A 15,492-nucleotide genomic window follows, 5' to 3' on the forward strand; every position below is an offset into this window, starting at 1 on the left:
GTTTGACCCGCCCGGGGACGGGCTCATCAGACGCTGTCGGTGGGGGCCGCACGGTGGTCAATCCGGGCGGTCAGTCCGTCGATCCGGTCAAGCGCGGCGGTGAGGTGTTCCACCGAAGACCACAGGTCCTGGTGCTGTTCCCGGATCTGCTCCAGGGTGGCACCCGCGGACCGCAGGGACGCCAGGTCGAAACTGACGTTGGTCCGCGCCCCGGCCACCGCCGCCCGCAGGGCGCCGAACGCGACGACGACATCGGCGATGAGCGCAGGGTTGCCGTTGTCCGCCAGCCAGGCCAGGTCATCGATGGCTTCCCTGGCGCGCTCGCCGAGCACGGCTGATGATTTGGCGGCGTCCAGGGACGCGTTGTGGATGGCTTCCTCCCGTTCCGGGCCCGGGTCCAGGCGGAACGCGGCACCGAAGGCCTGGGACGCCGTCGAGTCTTCATCGGCCAGCCGGAGGGACTCCTGCCGCAGCGCTTGTGCCCGCTCCCGGATGCCGTCGACGTCGGCGCGTCCATGCTCTTTCGGCTCGCTGTAGCCGGCAACCATCGATGTCAGTGAGGCGGCGACGGCAAGCATGAGTCCGGCCCCCGCTCCGCCGCCCGGCGAGCCCGTGGACTCCGCCAGCGCACTGGTCCATTCCTCGACAGTTGAGCCCTGGGTAGTTATCGCTTCAGATGTATCCATGACACCAAGGTGCCCAGAAACTGCCTTGGCCAAACAGGCGGGACCGTGGTTTTACCCGCCGTTGCCCTCCGCCTGCGCCCGGCGTCCTTCCGGATGAACCATTGCCGCGAGCCGGTTGTCCAGGTGCCGCATGACCAGCGCGGCCGAGATCAGGGCTGCGGAAAAGGGTATGGCTGCCATCGCTGTGAACATGTACAGTTGCGCGACCATCATGGCGGCCGGGTTGGTGCCATCAAGGGCGCCCAGGCCGAAGGACTGCATGAATTGGTTCGAGAAGACCATCGCCAGCATGGCCACGACCCCCAGGATGATGCCGGTGAACAGCGTTCGTGTGTACAAGGACGCCTTATGTGGCTGAGCCATGTTTCCCCCAAGAAATATTTCCGGCAGCCTGCCTGGTGAGCCCTCAGCTAAGCACGTGGTGCGGGCTGCTTCAAGACATTCGGCGGTGTGGGGTGAACTGGATGACGTCAGGTGCCCGGCGGCTGGTATTTGATCTGTTGGGCTTTTTGCAGGGCTTCCATCGTTTCCTCGACGCTCATCAGCACTGTGGTTTCCAGTGCGCTCAGCGCCCCGCCCCCGCTGATCGCAAGTGCCACCGCAGCCATGGACACGTTGTTTGGGGCTTCCCACAGGGTGTAGCCGTCGTGGCTGCCGAATGCATACCAGAATCCATGCAGCTTCCCGCCCACCGATTCGATGTAGGCCTGCGCGGCCTTTCGCCGGTCTTCGGGGCTTTTGATCAGCCTGCCCCAGGTCTCCGGTGTGTAGCTGAACCTTGACAGGTAGAGCGGCATGATCCCATCCTTTCGGTCGCTTGCTGGAGGTGCGGATCCACCCAGAATGGCAGTGCGCTGCTCGTCGGGCAACGGGCTGGCTTGTCCTGCGCGGTACGCTCGGCAGATGGTTCAGCGGCATAGGTATAACTACGGCGATGACCCCAGCCAATGGGGGGAGCTGTTCCTCCCGGAACTGTCCGACGGCGGCACGCACCGCGGCGTGGTGGTGGTGATCCACGGCGGCTACTGGCGCCCGCAATATGGGGCCGGGCTAGGGGAACCGCTCGCCGCGGACCTCGCCGCGCATGGGATGGCGGCATGGAACCTGGAGTACCGCCGGGCGGGAAACGGCGGTGGCTGGCCGGCCACCTTCAAGGACATCCTGGCCGGCATCGACAAGCTGGGCGAGCTGGCGGACCGGCACTCGCTGGACCTGCGATGGGTGGTGGCCCTGGGCCATTCAGCGGGTGGTCATCTGGCGGTGTGGGCCGCCGGCCGGGAACGGCTGGGCGGCCTGGGACTGGAGGCCGAACACCGCGAGGTAGGGCCCGGTTCCGATGGCCTCCGCCTGACTGGGGTGGTGAGCCAGTCGGGCGTGCTCAACCTGGCCGAGGCCGAAAGACTCAACCTCAGCAACGGTGCCGTGGCCAACCTACTGGGCGGGCCGTCGTCGGACTTTCCGGGGCGGCACCGGTACGCGGACCCCATCGCCATACTGCCACTGGATATCCCCGTCTACGCCGTCCATGCCCTGGAGGATGACGACGTACCGCTTGCCATGTCGGGTACGTATGTGGACGCGGGCCAATCCGGGCCGTTGCCTGCGCGGCTGGTCACGGTGCCCGGCGGCCACTTTGCGCTGATTGACCCCGGTGCGCCCGCCTACGCAAAGTGCCGGGAGCTGGTGCAGGAGCTGCTGAGTTTGCCCGGCGACCCTAATCGTCCTGGCCCAGCCCGGTAACCGCAGCTCCTGCTGAGCCAGTTGCTGGATGCGCAGGCGCTGATGGGGATTGGAATCATTGTGCTCAGCAACGTGCTGGTCAGCTGGTCCTCTGGCAGAGTATGAGCATGCTCACTGTTATTGGCGAGGGCCTCGTCGACGTTGTCCAGCGCGCTTCCGGAATTGAAGCTCACGTGGGCGGCAGTCCCCTGAACGTTGCGGTGGGCCTGGCCCGCCTCGACCACCCCGTGCAGTTCATCGGCCGCTACGGCCGGGACGCCTACGGTGATTCAGTGGCGGCGCACCTGCGCGCCAGTTCGGTCATGCTGCCGCTGGGCCCCGACGAACTGCCCACCAGCGTGGCCACCGCTTTGATTGACGACGACGGCGCTGCCACCTACACGTTCGACCTCACCTGGGAGCTCCCCGGCATCGCCGACCGGCTCGCCTTTATGCTGCAGGGCACCACCCTGCTGCATACCGGATCGATCGCCACGATGCTGGCACCGGGCGCCACGGACGTACTGGCCGCCGTCGAATATGCGCACCCGCGTGCCACCATCAGCTTCGACCCCAACTGCCGGCCCAGCATCATTAGGGATGTGGACTATGCGCGGCGTCATGCTGAGAAGTTTGTATCCCTGGCGGACGTGGTGAAGGCTTCGGATGAGGACCTGGCCTGGCTGTATCCGGACATGGACGTGCTGGACGCCGCCCGCCGCTGGCTGTCCCTTAGCGGCGCGGAGGGCCCGGCCATGGTGGTGGTCACGCGTGGAGCAGACGGGCCGTGGGGAGTGACCCGGGTGGGCGAGGCACAGGTGGACGCGCCGAAGGTTGATGTGGCAGACACGGTGGGGGCCGGCGATTCGTTTATGGCCGCACTGCTGTCTGGCCTGGTGGACCGCGGGCTGGACGGTGCGCAGAACCGCAAGGACCTGCGGGAGCTTCCCGCGGAGGGGCTGGGCGAACTCCTGGCCCACGCTGCGCGGGCGGCGGCAGTTACTGTTTCGCGGCCTGGCGCCAACCCGCCCACACGTGCCGAGCTGAACGGGGCATCGGGGGAGTGAACAGGAAGAAGCGCAGTCCGGCTGATTCCGGACTGCGCTTCCCGACTTCCGGACAGCGAGCCGTTCCACAGGTCCTGCTCATCCACTGCGGCCCTGGCCCCGGCGGTCAGCAACGGATGAACGGGTTGGTCCCGTTGTCAATGGGGACCGTCTTTAACTACCGCCGCGGGCAGGATGCACTATCACCGCTTTCCCCATAGTCTGGCCAAGTGGATACAAACACCGTGAAGTCCGGCGAGCAGGTCGACAGGCAGTCGCGCATCCTCGAAGCGGCACTGGGCCTGCTGTCGCGCCACGGTATTTCAGGTGTCAACATGCGGGCGGTGGCCCGCGAAGCCGGCGTGGCCCTGGGGCTCGTGAACTACTACTACGAAGACAAGCTCAGCCTGATCCGTGCGGCCCTGCACCGGATTGACGAGCACGACCTGGAGCTCGTCGCGTCAGACCCGGAATTACCCCCGGAGGAACAGCTCCAGAAGGCCCTCCGGCGCGTTGCGGGACCGGAATTCCTGACCACACAGTATCTGTCACTGCGCCTCCATCTTTGGGCGCTCGCGCAGGCCCATGAGGACTTTGCGTTGATCAACACGGCAGCGTTTGACCGGTATCTGGGCGGACTCGCGACGCTGATAGGGAATGCCAAACCGGAGCTTTCCAGCAAAGAGTGCAGGGAGCGGGCAGCTGACATCGTCGTGGTGCAGAACGGGATGTGGCTGACGGCGCTCCTTGGCTTTGACGAGGAGTCCATCCGGAGGAGCATCGCCCGCACCGAAGAGATTGCCTTTGCCGGTTAGCGGCTGCTGCCACACTCCCCGGCCACGTCGAAGCATCCCCGCTGCCACCATCCGGCCCATCTCTTCATGACAACCGGTCGTCACATTCGGTGCCCGTGTGCTGCGTTCCCAGCCGTTTCACGAGGTGCTGTTCCCTCGCCGTTAAATTTTGAACACTTGTTCAGTCAGCCTATTGAACACTCGTTCAAGGTGCACTACTCTCCTTCATATGAGCTACACACAAGGAGCTCCGCCGAACTGGCGCAGCTTCACCGCTGACCAGGTAACCACACATTTCGCCTGTGTATGCTGTGGCGGCACAGTGCCCTACGGACATGGACGATGAGATTTCTGACGTAATGGCAGTCCAGGGGGCCGCGTCAGGAAAAGGTCCGGGGTCGTAGCCTGGTCCCCTTCCGGGACCAGCACGACGGCGGGGCGGCGCCAGCCCCGCACGGGCATTCCTTCACCAGGGTCCGGTGGGGGATGCCCGTCCGGCGCCCGCTTCAGGCGGCCCTAACCAAGGGGAGTTCGTCCCAGTGCGTGGTGTACCGCGGGGAGCGCATGTCGCGCTTCATGGTCCAGTCCAGCCCGGTCTTTATCCCCGCTTGCCCCAGCCCGATGGAGCCGCGCCCGAACTTGCGGCTGACATCTTCGAGGAGCGGGCCAATGCCCCGTTCTTCGTGCCGGTTCTCAAACAGCTTTAGCGGGGACTGGTTGCCCGTGGGGCGCAGGTCGGTGAGCATAATTCCGGCCTTGGCATACTGGAGGCCATCCCGGATGCCGGGCAGCAGCGCATGCGCGGCCCTGGCCAGCAGGAGCGGATCCGCCGTGGGCATCGGAAGGGAGACGCAGACAGACGGGTACGCCTGCTCGTGCTGCCTGAAAGGGGACGTTGCAGCGAAGGCTGTGAGGACTTTGGCCTGGAGCCCGTGCTTCGAGAGCCTCGCGCTGGCCTGCTGGCCATAGATGCTCAGGACCTGCCGCAAGCCTGCAACGGTGGTGACCGGCTTAGCAAAGGAACGGGAAAAGATCAGCTGGTCCCGGCCGATGCGCTCCTCTTCCATGGGGATGCAGGGCGTGCCCCGCAGCTCCAGGACGGTGCGCATCACAATTACCGAGAACTTGTCCCGGATCACCACGGGGTCCGCACGGACGAGGTCCAGGACTGTGAAGATGCCCAAGACGTTCAGGCGTTTTGTCAGCCTGCCAGCGATGCCCCAGACCTCCTCCACGGACAACCGGTCCATCAATGACTCCCGTTGCTGCCAGGGGACACTGTCCCAGTGGCATACCCCGCCAAAGGCCGGGTTGTTCTTGGCCCACTTGTTGCACAGCTTGGCCAAGGTCTTCGTGGGGGCGATTCCCACGCATACCGGCACGCCGACATGCCTTCGGACTGCCTCTTTGATTCTGCGACCGAGGGCCAGCAGTTGTTCCGGCTCTCCTTTCACGCCCAGGAAAGCCTCATCGATGCTGTAAACCTCGAGCCAGGCTGAATACCTGCCGAGAAGTTCCATAACCCGGGAACTGATGTCGCCATAAAGCTCGTAGTTGCTGGATTTAGCCACCAATCCCCACTCCTTGGCGCGGGGTGCGAGCTTGAACCAGGGATCGCCGGTGGATATGCCCAGCGCTTTCGCTTCGGGGGAGCGGGTCACGGCACACCCGTCGTTGTTGGACAAGACCACCAGCGGCCGGCCCTCCAACGAGGGGTCAAATGCACGTTCCGCGGAGGCGTAGAAGCAGTTGACATCCACGTGGGCAATCTGGGGCATTTGCCGCATGATGGCAGGTTTACTCATGGGTGCGACCGTGCTTGCTGCCGGCTACACATGGTGCAGGCACCTCGTCGCGACGCCCCAGATTGTCAGCTCCGAGAGGGCGGTCACGTTGATGTCCGGATATTTCGGGTTCTCAGCCTGCAGCACAACGCCGGAGGCAGTAAGGCGCAAGCGCTTCACGGTCAGTTCCCCATCCAGTACGGCGATGACCACCGAGCCGTCCTTGGGTTCGAGTGCCCTGTTCACGATCAGTTCATCACCATCACTGATTCCGGCCCCCTCCATGGAGTCTCCCGTCACGCGGACCACGAATGTGCTGGTGATGTCCTTGATCAGGTACGCGTTCAGATCAATGCGGCCATCAAAGTAGTCCTGCGCGGGCGACGGAAACCCGGCAGCGACCGCCACAGGAGAGATCAGAACCGAGAACAACGAGGCGCCCGCATCTATCACGCGGGGACCGACAACAACGCCCACAACACACCCTTATTCGAAAATATGTTCGATTCATTCAGTGTAACGCCGGGCGCCGACAACGCGACCTCTTTGCTAAGGCAATGCCGCCGGCGTTCTACTCGTTGACGAGGACGGGTACGCCTACCGCCGCCGAAACGGCCCGGGCTCTTAGATCGGCCGGCACCGGGATGTTGAACTCTTCATCTTCTTCAGACGGTCCCGAATGGTTATGGTCTTCGCTGCCGAGATGGTGCACAAACCGGGCAGAGCCAAGGAAGTTACCGCGGTCATCATAGAACCCGGCGAGTACCTGGAGTTCGAGCAACTCGCTGGCATCACTGGTGACTCTGATTGCCCCGGTGGCCGACGATCCATCGAAACCCGAGTTTTCGAACACAAACCTGTCATCGAACGGGCCCTGGACCTGGAGGATCTGGCCCGGGGACGGCCGGACTGCCTGGAGTTCGGCCAGGTCAGGTTCACCCTCGGCAGCGGGCAGGCCGGGGAAGGTTGTCTTAGCTGCGGCAGCGGGCGGGACGTCATCGCCGGGCACAGGGGCAGAACCCCGTCCGCCCAGGACGACGTAGGCGAGTACTGCCACTGACACAGCAACGAGGGTTGCGGTCAGGAGAATCCGGAATCTGCGGTTCATGGTGTTCCCTTCGGCCACTCTGCAGTAACAGTTCACCCGAAGGGTCAGCGCAGGAGGCGCAGTGCCTTACCTGCGATGTCGAACAGGTCAGTGTTGTCCACGCTGCCCTGCAACTGTTCCGAGCCCGGGCCGCAGGCGTAAACGGGCACATCCGCGCCGGTGTGGTTTCCGGAGGCGTAGGCCAGCCAGAGACTGGCGTCCTTGGACCCATCCTTAACCTCAGGCGGGTCATCCGGCGTCCGGAAGGTGGCGGGGCCGAAGTTTTTCGGGTCCGTTGCGCCTCCACCGTTGCTGGCACCCGTTGAACGGTCCGGGTCCTTGGAGTTTCCGTCACGCCGGATCGGGGTGGAGTTATTGGCGGCGTTCCTGGAATCAACGTTGATGGGAGGGCCGGCTGCTTCGGCGTTGGTGAAGGTGCCCTTTTCGATGATGTTGAAGCCCCCGGTTTCGTGGTCTGCGGTAACAATGACCAGGGTATTGCCGTCCTTCTTGGCGAAGTCCAAGGCTGCGGCCACGGCGTCGTCGAAGGCTTTGACTTCCCCGAGTGTTTGGGCCGCATCGTTGTCGTGGGAGCGTTTGTCGATCAAGGCGCCTTCAACCTGCAGGTAAAAACCCTTGCCGTTCGTTTTCTGGTCCAGCAGCTCAATGGCTTTCTTTGTCATCTCCGACAGGGAGGGCTCCTTCGCCTCCGGATCTTCCGGGTTGTCCAGCTTGGCTTTTTCGACGGTCAGGTTTCCCTTGTTGAACAAGCCAAAGACCTTTTCCCCCGCTGCAAAGTTCAAGTCGGCGCGGGTGGCGGGGATCTGGCTGGAGACCGAACCCAGGATCGAGTAGCCCTGCTCCTTCAGTTCGGTTTCATCCGACGCATCGAAGCGGGCCATGCCGCCGCCCAGAATGACGTCCGCGGTGCCGTTACGGGCAATCTGGTCTGCGATCGGGGTCACCCGCACATCACTGGTAGGCAACGGTTTGCCGGTGATCCCGGTGTCCTGGCACGCGTCGGCCGAGTAGTCGGGTCCCTGGCAGCCGCGGGACAGGACGTGGCTCATCTGCCCGGCCGGCGTTGCGTCGGTGACTTCGGCAGTGGAGACATTGCCGGTGCGGTAGCCGGCCTGCTTGGCCAACTCCATGATCGTCGGCACCACAGCCCCCTGGGGGTCCACTCCGATGGCGGCATTGTAGGTTTTCACCCCAGTGGCAAAGGCCGTGGCTGCCGCGGAGGAATCTGTGACCGGCTCCGGCCTGAAGTTGTCCTGCCCAGGCTGGCCGGACTTTTTCTCCACGGCGTAGGTACTGACCGAACCATGCGCCGGGAGGGTTTCCATCACCAGCTTGCCCTCCGCCCCGTAGAAGCGCTCCCTCGCCGCAGTGACATGAGTGCGGCCCATGCCGTCACCGAGCAGGTAGATAACGTTCTTGGCCCTGGTCTGGTGCAGTGCTGCAGGTGCCGGCCGGATGGCGGCGAACACCGCGTACGAGACCAGCCCGGTTACCACGACGACTCCCAGGATGATCCAGACAATCCCGGGTATTCTTCGTGCCGGGCCAGCGGGGGTGATGGCGGGTGGAGCGTTCGTCATCGGTGGCTGCTTTCTCAGTCAGGGGTCCCTAAGCCTGCGACCAGTTTGTAGACACCCTAGAAAGCAGTAAGGCGTGACGAAAGCGCTTTTATCCATCCCTGTGGTTTATTAGGCAAATCTTGAGACGCGACGTCCAAGCCTTCTTGAGGGGTCTTCCTGAAGCGTTCGTCCGGTGGGACGATGCCCTTATGAGCAATGACCCCAGCGGAAAGCAGCAGCGGGACAATGGCCCCCACCTGCACGCGCACGCGGCGCCCACAACCCAGCAGATCAGGACCGTGGGCCAGCGCCGGCGGGAAGCAGAGGAAAAGCTGGAGCATCACCTGGCTGAAGCGCGGCATAAGAGCGAATCGGACCGGGCCGCTGGCCTGGATGCCGGCAGCGCGAAAACCGGCCCCGGGAATGCTGGCCCCGTTCCGCCTGAGGAGGACAACGACATACCGGCTGCCGGCGGACCCGCGGATCGGGCTGACGACGGTTGATGCCTACGGTTGCACGGAATCAAAGAACCGGTAGTGGGGGCCCGGCTCCTCGGTCTCGGCCTCGCGGGATTTCATGCGGATGAAGTCTATGTCCTGCTGGCAGAGGGTGGTCTCGCCGTGGGGGTCGTCGTTGGTCGCTTCCTTCGTGGCCACACTGATCTCCGCTGACAAGGTGCGTGGAAGGATCAGGCAGCCGGGGTTGTCAAGGAGCCACTGCGTCACGGAGAGTGGAAGCCGGTCCCATTGGTCGCGGAGGTGGACGTCGGTCATGATGTGCCTTTCAGGGGCTTTGGATGCCTCGCGGAAACTTTGCAGCCACGGTGCTGCAGGAGAGGCCGGCTCATTATTCGGGGAACCGGATGTCCAGTCACGACGTCCCGACGTCCCCTGAGTCTACGCGCCAAGGGCACGTACCGGTCTGAAAGCCCGCAATGAATTTGCCGCTTGGAACATTGCCTAAGGAGAGGCAGATCCGCCCCGGCACCAGCAGTTGATACTCCTTAAGCCTCGGTGCTTCATTGGAAGGTAGCCCGGGAGGGCACCGCCGCCAACCCACGTAAACTGGCATGATGCGGTTGGTAGCAAGCGATATAGACGGAACAATCCTCGGACACGACGGAAAAATCAGCGACCGTACCATCCGCGCCTTCCATGCCTGCCGGGACGCCGGCGTTGAACTCGTCTTCGTGACCGGACGGCCGCCGCGCTGGTTGCATCCGCTGCAGGACCAGCTGGGGCACACCGGACGCGTGATCTGCTCCAACGGCGCCGTGGTCTGGGACCTCGAGGCGGACCGGCTGGTCTCCGCCCGCACTCTCACCATCGACGCCGTGCTGGAGATCCGCAGCATCATCAAGAAACTGCGTCCGGCCGCCCTCTTCGCAGCCGAAACGCTGACCGGATTCCACCTCGAACCCGGTTTCATCGAGAACGGCTCCCGTGAACTGCTGTCAGAGTTCACCCCGGCGCCGCTCGCGGAAACCCTCGTTGCCGATGATGCCGTGGTGAAGTTCCTCGCCATCGTCCGGGAGGGCACGCCGGACGACTTCCTCGCCGAGGTGCGCCCCGCCGTCGGGCATCTCGCGGCAGCCACGCACTCCTCGCCGGGCGTCGCCATGCTCGAACTCTCCCTGCCTGGCGTTAACAAGGCCGTGACGCTGGCCGAATACGCCCTGGCGCTCGGAGTCGATGCCTCCGAGGTGGTGGCGTTCGGCGACATGCCCAACGATATCGAGATGCTCCGCTGGGCCGGCCACGGATACGCGATGGCCAGCGGACACCCGGAGGCCATCGAGGCTGCCGGACAGCAGGCGCCGCATTTTGACGACGACGGCGTGGCCCAGGTTTTGGAGGAACGGCTCGCCTCGCTGGGCGCGCGGCAGCCCTGATTCCCGCCGCCGTATTCGCAGCTGGCGCACACCTGGCGTTCATCTTTGCTCCGTACCGTGGGGTCCGGAGAGCAAACTCCTCTCCTGCTGGACTAAGGGGTAAAGATGGCAAAGAACGTCAAGCACCAAACAGCCGATGCGCCGCTGCGCAGGGCAACGCCCGCACCGCACTGGAAGCAGCTGCGGCAGGGCGACCGCGTCCGCGTCCTCATTTCGCCCGGTTTCGAGACCGGCGGTCTGGTGGACGCCATCACCCCTGACAACACGGTGGTGTGGGTCAATCTCGACGGCGGCCGCGGCCGTACCCTGCTGCACTGCGGCGACGGCGTCGAAATCCTCCCGCACGAGGACTAGCGCCGCGCTCGCCGGCGGACGGCCGGGGCCCGGGAGGCTCGGGTACGCTCGCACTGTGAGCCTGCCGTACTTCGCCAACCCGGATGCCGCCGGGAACCAGTTGCCTGTCGCGATGGCGCACCGCGGCTTTTCCGGCGAGGGCCTGGAAAACTCCATGCCGGCGTTCCGCGCCGCCGTCGGCCTCGGCTACCGGTACCTGGAAACGGACGTGCGCACTACTTCCGACGGCGTGCTGCTCCTCTTCCACGATGCCACGCTGGACCGGGTGACCGACGGCAAGGGGAAGGTGTCCGGGCGGTCCGCGGCGGAGGTCTCGAAGGCCCGCATCGGCGGCCGCGAGCCGATACCGACCTTCGACGAACTGATCGCCGAATTCCGCGGCGTCCGGCTTAACCTGGATGTCAAAGACTGGAACTCGGTCGGCAGTACCGCCGCCGCCATCGAACGCCACCAGGTGCATGACCGGGTGCTGGTGACCAGCTTTTCGGACCGGCGACGGCGGGCGGTCCTGAAGCTGCTCAGCCGTCCGGTGGCTGCATCCGCCGGCGTCGTGTCCATCGCCCTCTTCACGCTGTTGGGCCCGGTGCTGCCCGGCCCCGTTTTTCGGCGGCTGATGCGGCCCATTCTGCGCGACGTCCAAGCACTCCAGGTTCCGGTCCGGCGCGGCTTCATCAGAGTTGTTACGCCCGGCTCCATCCGGCGCGCACATGCCCTGGGGCTGGTGGTGCACGTCTGGACAGTCAACGATCCCACCGAGATGCGCCGCCTCCTGGAGCTCGGCGTTGACGGCATCGTCACCGACCGTGCCGACCTGCTCCGCGAGGTGCTGACCGGGCGCGGCGAGTGGCCCGGAGGGCCGCCCGCCCAGCCTTATTCCTGAACCAGGTCCTAACCCCTCCCGGTGCTGGTGGACGGGTCCTGGTCTCCCTCCGAAGGGTCTGCGCGCAACTCGTCCGGATTGCTCTCCGGCAGGCCGCCCGGGCCCCGGACGCCACTGGGAGCACCCTGCAAACCACCAGCAGGGGCAGCAGCATCCCTTGCCGTGCCGTCGTCACCACTGGCTTCCTCGGCCCTGTCATTGTCGGTCTCGTCCACGTCTCCGCCAAAGGGGTTTTCGGACACCGGCGCGGGCGCGGCTCCGGTCTTGAGTCCCGGTGCTTTCTGCTTCTCGGCCTCCATTGCGTTGGAGCCCTCGCTAATGGAGGAGTGGACCTCCACGTCGTCATTGGGGTCCGTGGGGTCGGGAACATTCAGCTTCTCCGTTGGCTTGGATGTCCCCGCCAGGTCCTCCATGGCGTTTTCTGCTGCCTTGCCGATGCTGTCGCCGATTCCCATGACTGCTCCTCCGTGACATTGTGTGCCGGGCACTCCGGCGGCTGCCCTGCTCTACCCTTCCAGAATTATCAGCATGCTTACAATTAGTCCAGAGCTGGGGCAAAGAACCGCGGCCGGGCAGGAAGGACACGCACGATGAGCAGCTACCATCCGGAAAATGATCCCGCCAACCCTGATCAGCCGGGTAAGGCGCAGCCGGGGAGCCAAGCGGGTACGGGACTCACCGGAAGCAAGGACTCGGCAGGGACGCCGAACCCCGACCCTGCCGAAGGCAACGTCACGGGCCTGGAGCCCGGCGGGGGAGTCCCTCCGGGCGAGACACCCCCGGCCGAGGACCAGATGAGCGGGGACCAGGGGCACGAAGAATAAAGCTGGCCCAGCAAAAAGTCACAGCGGATTGGCGGGCGAACATGCCCGCCAGTCCGGTGTTGCTGAAGCCTAGACAAGCCCTTGGGGAGAGTCGGTTGGTTGCGGATCCCGGCTGGCCTGCTCGGCGCCCAGCTGCCGCTTGAGGCCGTCCACGTCCAGGCGGGTATTCCAGGAAGCCCAGTCCTTCGGCCGGACGGAGGGCCGGCCCAGGAGGTAACCCTGGCCGGCGTTGATTCCCAGTTCGGTGAGGACCTTCAGCTCGCCGACCGTTTCGATGCCCTCAGCAACCAGGGTGGTGCCGATCTGCTCGGTAAAGTCCACCAGGCAGGAGGCCAGCGCACGCTGGATTCCGTCATTGTCCACATCGCCAATGACGTCCCGGCCCACCTTCAGGAAGTCCGGCCGCAGGTGCACCATGCGGCTCAGTGCGCCGGCTCCTGAATGGGTATCGTCAACGGCGATCCGCAGGCCCTTGTCCCGCAACGGGTTGATGGCTGCAATGAACTGCGCGTACTCCTCATCCGCAATGGTTTCCGTCAGCTCCAGCACCACCCGGCCGATGGGAAGGTCGATGTGCTCGAACAACTCGGGCAGCCGCGGATCGAGGCATGACGTGGGCGAAATGTTCAGGGATACGAACAGATCCGCTGGAAGGTCCCTGGCGGCCGCTGCGGCCGATCCCAGCGCCGAGAACTCAAGGTTGGCGCCCAGGCCAACGGCTGCTGCCTCCGCAAACCACAGCTCGGCCCCCGCGCCGTCATCGCTGACAAAGCGCGACAGCGCCTCCACGCCCACCACGCTTTTTTCGGCAAGCCCGTAAATGGGCTGGAAAGCCGTCATCAGCATCTGGCTCTCAAGCAGGGCGCTGATTCGCGACATGCTGCGGATGGCATCGATTTGTTCAGCAAGCTTCGGTGGAATGGCCCGGGGCGTCAGGCGCATTTCCCTGGCGCTCTCCAAGGTCTCTACCGTATTTGCCTCGCTGCGGCGCGTCTCAAGGAGATATTCCAGCAGGGCCCGTTCCGGGACTCCCGGGTTCTCGTCAAGGCTTTTACTCAGGCGCTGACGAACGGCGGCCCCGGACGGATCCGTATCCGCCAACACCGCGGCAATGATTCCCCATGCCTGTACACGAACCGACATTAGCTACGCCCCCAGTTGACGAAGTAATGACCCATTGGCCCATTAATGTTCAATTTCTAAAACCTTTAAAATCCGGTGCTTCTTTTCATCGTTTACGCGGCGATGAAAATCAGACACCGCACGATGATCGTATATCGCTGTGAACAAAAGCGCAGTACTTATGGCCCTACTGGTTAGCGCTTTCCGGCTGGTCCGCCAGCAACAACGGGATCTGTTCGGGCGGGACAGGCCTGCTGAAGAAATATCCTTGGGCGCTGAGGCAGCCCAGCCCGCGCAGGATTTCAACCTGCTCCGCTGTTTCCACGCCTTCCCACACTGCTTCCAGTCCGCATGCCCGCACCAGTTGCAGGACCGCAGCCACCAGCGCCGGCTGGCTCGGATCGCTGCCCAGTCCGGTAATCAGCGAGCGGTCCACCTTGACCCGGTCCACCGGCAGCCGGCGAAGGTAACTGATGGAGGAGTATCCGGTGCCGAAGTCGTCAATTTCAATGCCCACACCCAGGCCGCGCAGGCCTCCCAGCGAATAGCGGTCCAGTTCGTTGCCCCTGACGATGGCCACTTCCGTCAGTTCCAGGACCACCTGCTCCGGCATTACGCCGGTTTCCTTCAGCACATTCCGGACGTCCTCAATGAACTGCAGGCTCTGCAGGTCCGTTGCGGAGATATTGATCCGTACGGAGAACTTGCTGTCCACGCGGGAGGCATCGAGCCAGCTCCGCAGCTGGTGCACCGCCGTCTTTAGCACCCAGTGCCCCAGTTCGGAGATCAGTCCGGCTTCTTCGGCCAGCGGAATGAACTCATCCGGCATGATTAAGCCGCGGGTGGGGTGGTTCCACCGGACCAGCGCCTCCACACCCTCGATCCGGCCGGAGGCGAGCTCCACCACGGGCTGGTAGTGGAGGGTCAGGCCGTCGCTTTTGATGGCGGCGCGCAGGTCCTCCACCAGCTGGCTCCGCAGCCTGCGCACCAGCAGCAGCGCCGGCTCAAAGCGGTGCAACCGGTTCTGTCCTTCCGCCTTGGACGCGTACATCGCGACGTCGGCCTCCATCAGCATGTCCTCCGGGCTCTGGCCGGGACTGCCAACGCTCAGCCCGATGCTGGCGCCGCAGCGCACGCTCCGCCCCGGGAGCTCAACAGGTTCGTTGAGGGCCGCCAGGATGCGGTGCCCCACGACGGTTGCCTGGTCGGCTGACGCCGCCGGCAGAACGATGGCGAATTCGTCCCCGCCAAGGCGGGCGACGACGTCAGTTACGCGCACTGCGCCGCGGATCCGTTCGCCTACAGTGATGAGGACCTGGTCCCCGGCCGTGTGGCCCATGCTGTCATTAATGGATTTGAAGGCATCCAGGTCCATCAGCAGGATGGCGGGGCCCTCGCCGGGTGCGGAGCCGGCGTCGAGCGCTGTCCGCAAAGCCTCAAGGAGGGCGGATCGGTTGGCCAGGCCCGTGAGGGGGTCCTGCATGGCCATCTTCTGCATTTCAAGGTGCGCTTCGTGCAGGAGTTGCGTCCGCACCTGCACGCGCTGTTCAAGCTCTTCGTAAATAATCTGCAGGTCTTCGGCCAGCAGGTTGGTGCCCATGATGATGGCGTCCAGCTCATCACGGGCCTCGGATACCTCGATCCGGGAGCTGAGGTCTCCGGAGGCCAGGCGCACAATGCCTTCCAGGAGATGCGAGAGCCGGGGATCGTTTTCCGCAAACATAG

General features: G+C 64.4%; 19 protein-coding genes. 8 read left to right on the forward strand and 11 right to left on the reverse strand.

Annotated elements, in window-relative coordinates; translation table 11 throughout:
• Positions 1-26: 26 nt before the first annotated feature.
• The 3 genes from NXY83_RS01695 to NXY83_RS01705 form a co-directional block, all read right to left on the reverse strand.
• Positions 27-686: a cyclodeaminase/cyclohydrolase family protein gene (locus tag NXY83_RS01695; RefSeq protein ID WP_258804396.1), complete on the reverse strand. Its 660-nt coding sequence runs from the start codon at positions 684-686 to the stop codon at positions 27-29.
• A 51-nt stretch (positions 687-737) separates the two neighbouring features.
• Positions 738-1,049, reverse strand: coding sequence for a hypothetical protein (locus tag NXY83_RS01700; RefSeq protein WP_258804397.1), 312 nt, complete (start codon positions 1,047-1,049; stop codon positions 738-740).
• Positions 1,050-1,156: 107 nt separating this feature from the next.
• Positions 1,157-1,483, reverse strand: coding sequence for a GYD domain-containing protein (locus tag NXY83_RS01705; protein WP_258804398.1), 327 nt, complete (start codon positions 1,481-1,483; stop codon positions 1,157-1,159).
• A gap of 106 nt (positions 1,484-1,589) precedes the next feature.
• On the opposite strand from NXY83_RS01705, the gene NXY83_RS01710 reads away from it, so the two are divergent.
• From NXY83_RS01710 to NXY83_RS01720, 3 genes are all read left to right on the forward strand, one after another.
• The gene (locus NXY83_RS01710; protein ID WP_258804399.1) at positions 1,590-2,426 is read left to right on the forward strand and encodes an alpha/beta hydrolase; all 837 of its coding nucleotides are present in this window, start codon (positions 1,590-1,592) and stop codon (positions 2,424-2,426) included.
• Between the two features lie 107 nt (positions 2,427-2,533).
• Entirely contained in the window at positions 2,534-3,472 is a 939-nt protein-coding gene (locus tag NXY83_RS01715; RefSeq protein ID WP_258804400.1) for a carbohydrate kinase family protein, read from the forward strand.
• Between the two features lie 209 nt (positions 3,473-3,681).
• Complete coding sequence (locus NXY83_RS01720; protein WP_258804401.1) at positions 3,682-4,266, forward strand: TetR/AcrR family transcriptional regulator; 585 nt, start codon at positions 3,682-3,684, stop codon at positions 4,264-4,266.
• 485 nt (positions 4,267-4,751) lie between these two features.
• Here the strand turns inward: NXY83_RS01720 and NXY83_RS01725 are convergent, their stop codons facing one another.
• The 4 genes from NXY83_RS01725 to NXY83_RS01740 form a co-directional block, all read right to left on the reverse strand.
• Positions 4,752-6,050 carry a Y-family DNA polymerase gene (locus NXY83_RS01725; RefSeq protein WP_258804402.1) on the reverse strand — a complete coding sequence of 433 codons (1,299 nt, stop codon included), beginning with the start codon at positions 6,048-6,050 and terminating at the stop codon, positions 4,752-4,754.
• 24 nt (positions 6,051-6,074) lie between these two features.
• A complete protein-coding gene (locus NXY83_RS01730; protein WP_258804403.1) occupies positions 6,075-6,506 on the reverse strand; it encodes a LexA family protein in 432 nt (143 codons plus the stop codon).
• 94 nt (positions 6,507-6,600) lie between these two features.
• Positions 6,601-7,137, reverse strand: a complete 537-nt coding sequence (locus tag NXY83_RS01735) for a hypothetical protein (protein WP_258804404.1) — start codon at positions 7,135-7,137, stop codon at positions 6,601-6,603.
• A 44-nt stretch (positions 7,138-7,181) separates the two neighbouring features.
• Positions 7,182-8,717 (reverse strand): alkaline phosphatase, encoded by a 1,536-nt coding sequence (locus NXY83_RS01740; RefSeq protein WP_258804405.1) that lies wholly within the window; start codon positions 8,715-8,717, stop codon positions 7,182-7,184.
• Positions 8,718-8,905: 188 nt separating this feature from the next.
• Between NXY83_RS01740 and NXY83_RS01745 the strand changes: the two genes are divergently transcribed.
• The gene (locus NXY83_RS01745; RefSeq protein WP_258804406.1) at positions 8,906-9,199 is read left to right on the forward strand and encodes a hypothetical protein; all 294 of its coding nucleotides are present in this window, start codon (positions 8,906-8,908) and stop codon (positions 9,197-9,199) included.
• Positions 9,200-9,202: 3 nt separating this feature from the next.
• On the opposite strand, the gene NXY83_RS01750 is transcribed toward NXY83_RS01745, so the two are convergent.
• Positions 9,203-9,469 carry a hypothetical protein gene (locus tag NXY83_RS01750; protein WP_258804407.1) on the reverse strand — a complete coding sequence of 89 codons (267 nt, stop codon included), beginning with the start codon at positions 9,467-9,469 and terminating at the stop codon, positions 9,203-9,205.
• A gap of 299 nt (positions 9,470-9,768) precedes the next feature.
• On the opposite strand from NXY83_RS01750, the gene NXY83_RS01755 reads away from it, so the two are divergent.
• The 3 genes from NXY83_RS01755 (at position 9,769) to NXY83_RS01765 (ending at position 11,821) form a co-directional block, all read left to right on the forward strand.
• On the forward strand, positions 9,769-10,587 hold the full coding sequence (locus NXY83_RS01755; RefSeq protein ID WP_258804408.1) for an HAD family hydrolase: 819 nt from the start codon (positions 9,769-9,771) through the stop codon (positions 10,585-10,587).
• A 105-nt stretch (positions 10,588-10,692) separates the two neighbouring features.
• Positions 10,693-10,941 carry a hypothetical protein gene (locus NXY83_RS01760; RefSeq protein ID WP_258804409.1) on the forward strand — a complete coding sequence of 83 codons (249 nt, stop codon included), beginning with the start codon at positions 10,693-10,695 and terminating at the stop codon, positions 10,939-10,941.
• A 55-nt stretch (positions 10,942-10,996) separates the two neighbouring features.
• Complete coding sequence (locus tag NXY83_RS01765; protein ID WP_258804410.1) at positions 10,997-11,821, forward strand: glycerophosphodiester phosphodiesterase; 825 nt, start codon at positions 10,997-10,999, stop codon at positions 11,819-11,821.
• 8 nt (positions 11,822-11,829) lie between these two features.
• Here the strand turns inward: NXY83_RS01765 and NXY83_RS01770 are convergent, their stop codons facing one another.
• Positions 11,830-12,276 carry a hypothetical protein gene (locus NXY83_RS01770; RefSeq protein ID WP_258804411.1) on the reverse strand — a complete coding sequence of 149 codons (447 nt, stop codon included), beginning with the start codon at positions 12,274-12,276 and terminating at the stop codon, positions 11,830-11,832.
• Positions 12,277-12,411: 135 nt separating this feature from the next.
• Here NXY83_RS01770 and NXY83_RS01775 point away from each other — a divergent pair, with 135 nt between their 5' ends.
• Positions 12,412-12,645 (forward strand): DUF6480 family protein, encoded by a 234-nt coding sequence (locus tag NXY83_RS01775; RefSeq protein WP_258804412.1) that lies wholly within the window; start codon positions 12,412-12,414, stop codon positions 12,643-12,645.
• 69 nt (positions 12,646-12,714) lie between these two features.
• Here the strand turns inward: NXY83_RS01775 and NXY83_RS01780 are convergent, their stop codons facing one another.
• Complete coding sequence (locus NXY83_RS01780; RefSeq protein ID WP_258804413.1) at positions 12,715-13,788, reverse strand: EAL domain-containing protein; 1,074 nt, start codon at positions 13,786-13,788, stop codon at positions 12,715-12,717.
• A 166-nt stretch (positions 13,789-13,954) separates the two neighbouring features.
• Positions 13,955-15,490: a putative bifunctional diguanylate cyclase/phosphodiesterase gene (locus tag NXY83_RS01785; protein ID WP_258804414.1), complete on the reverse strand. Its 1,536-nt coding sequence runs from the start codon at positions 15,488-15,490 to the stop codon at positions 13,955-13,957.
• Positions 15,491-15,492 lie beyond the last annotated feature (2 nt).

Source organism: Pseudarthrobacter sp. NS4 (assembly GCF_024758005.1).
Lineage (GTDB): Bacteria > Actinomycetota > Actinomycetes > Actinomycetales > Micrococcaceae > Arthrobacter.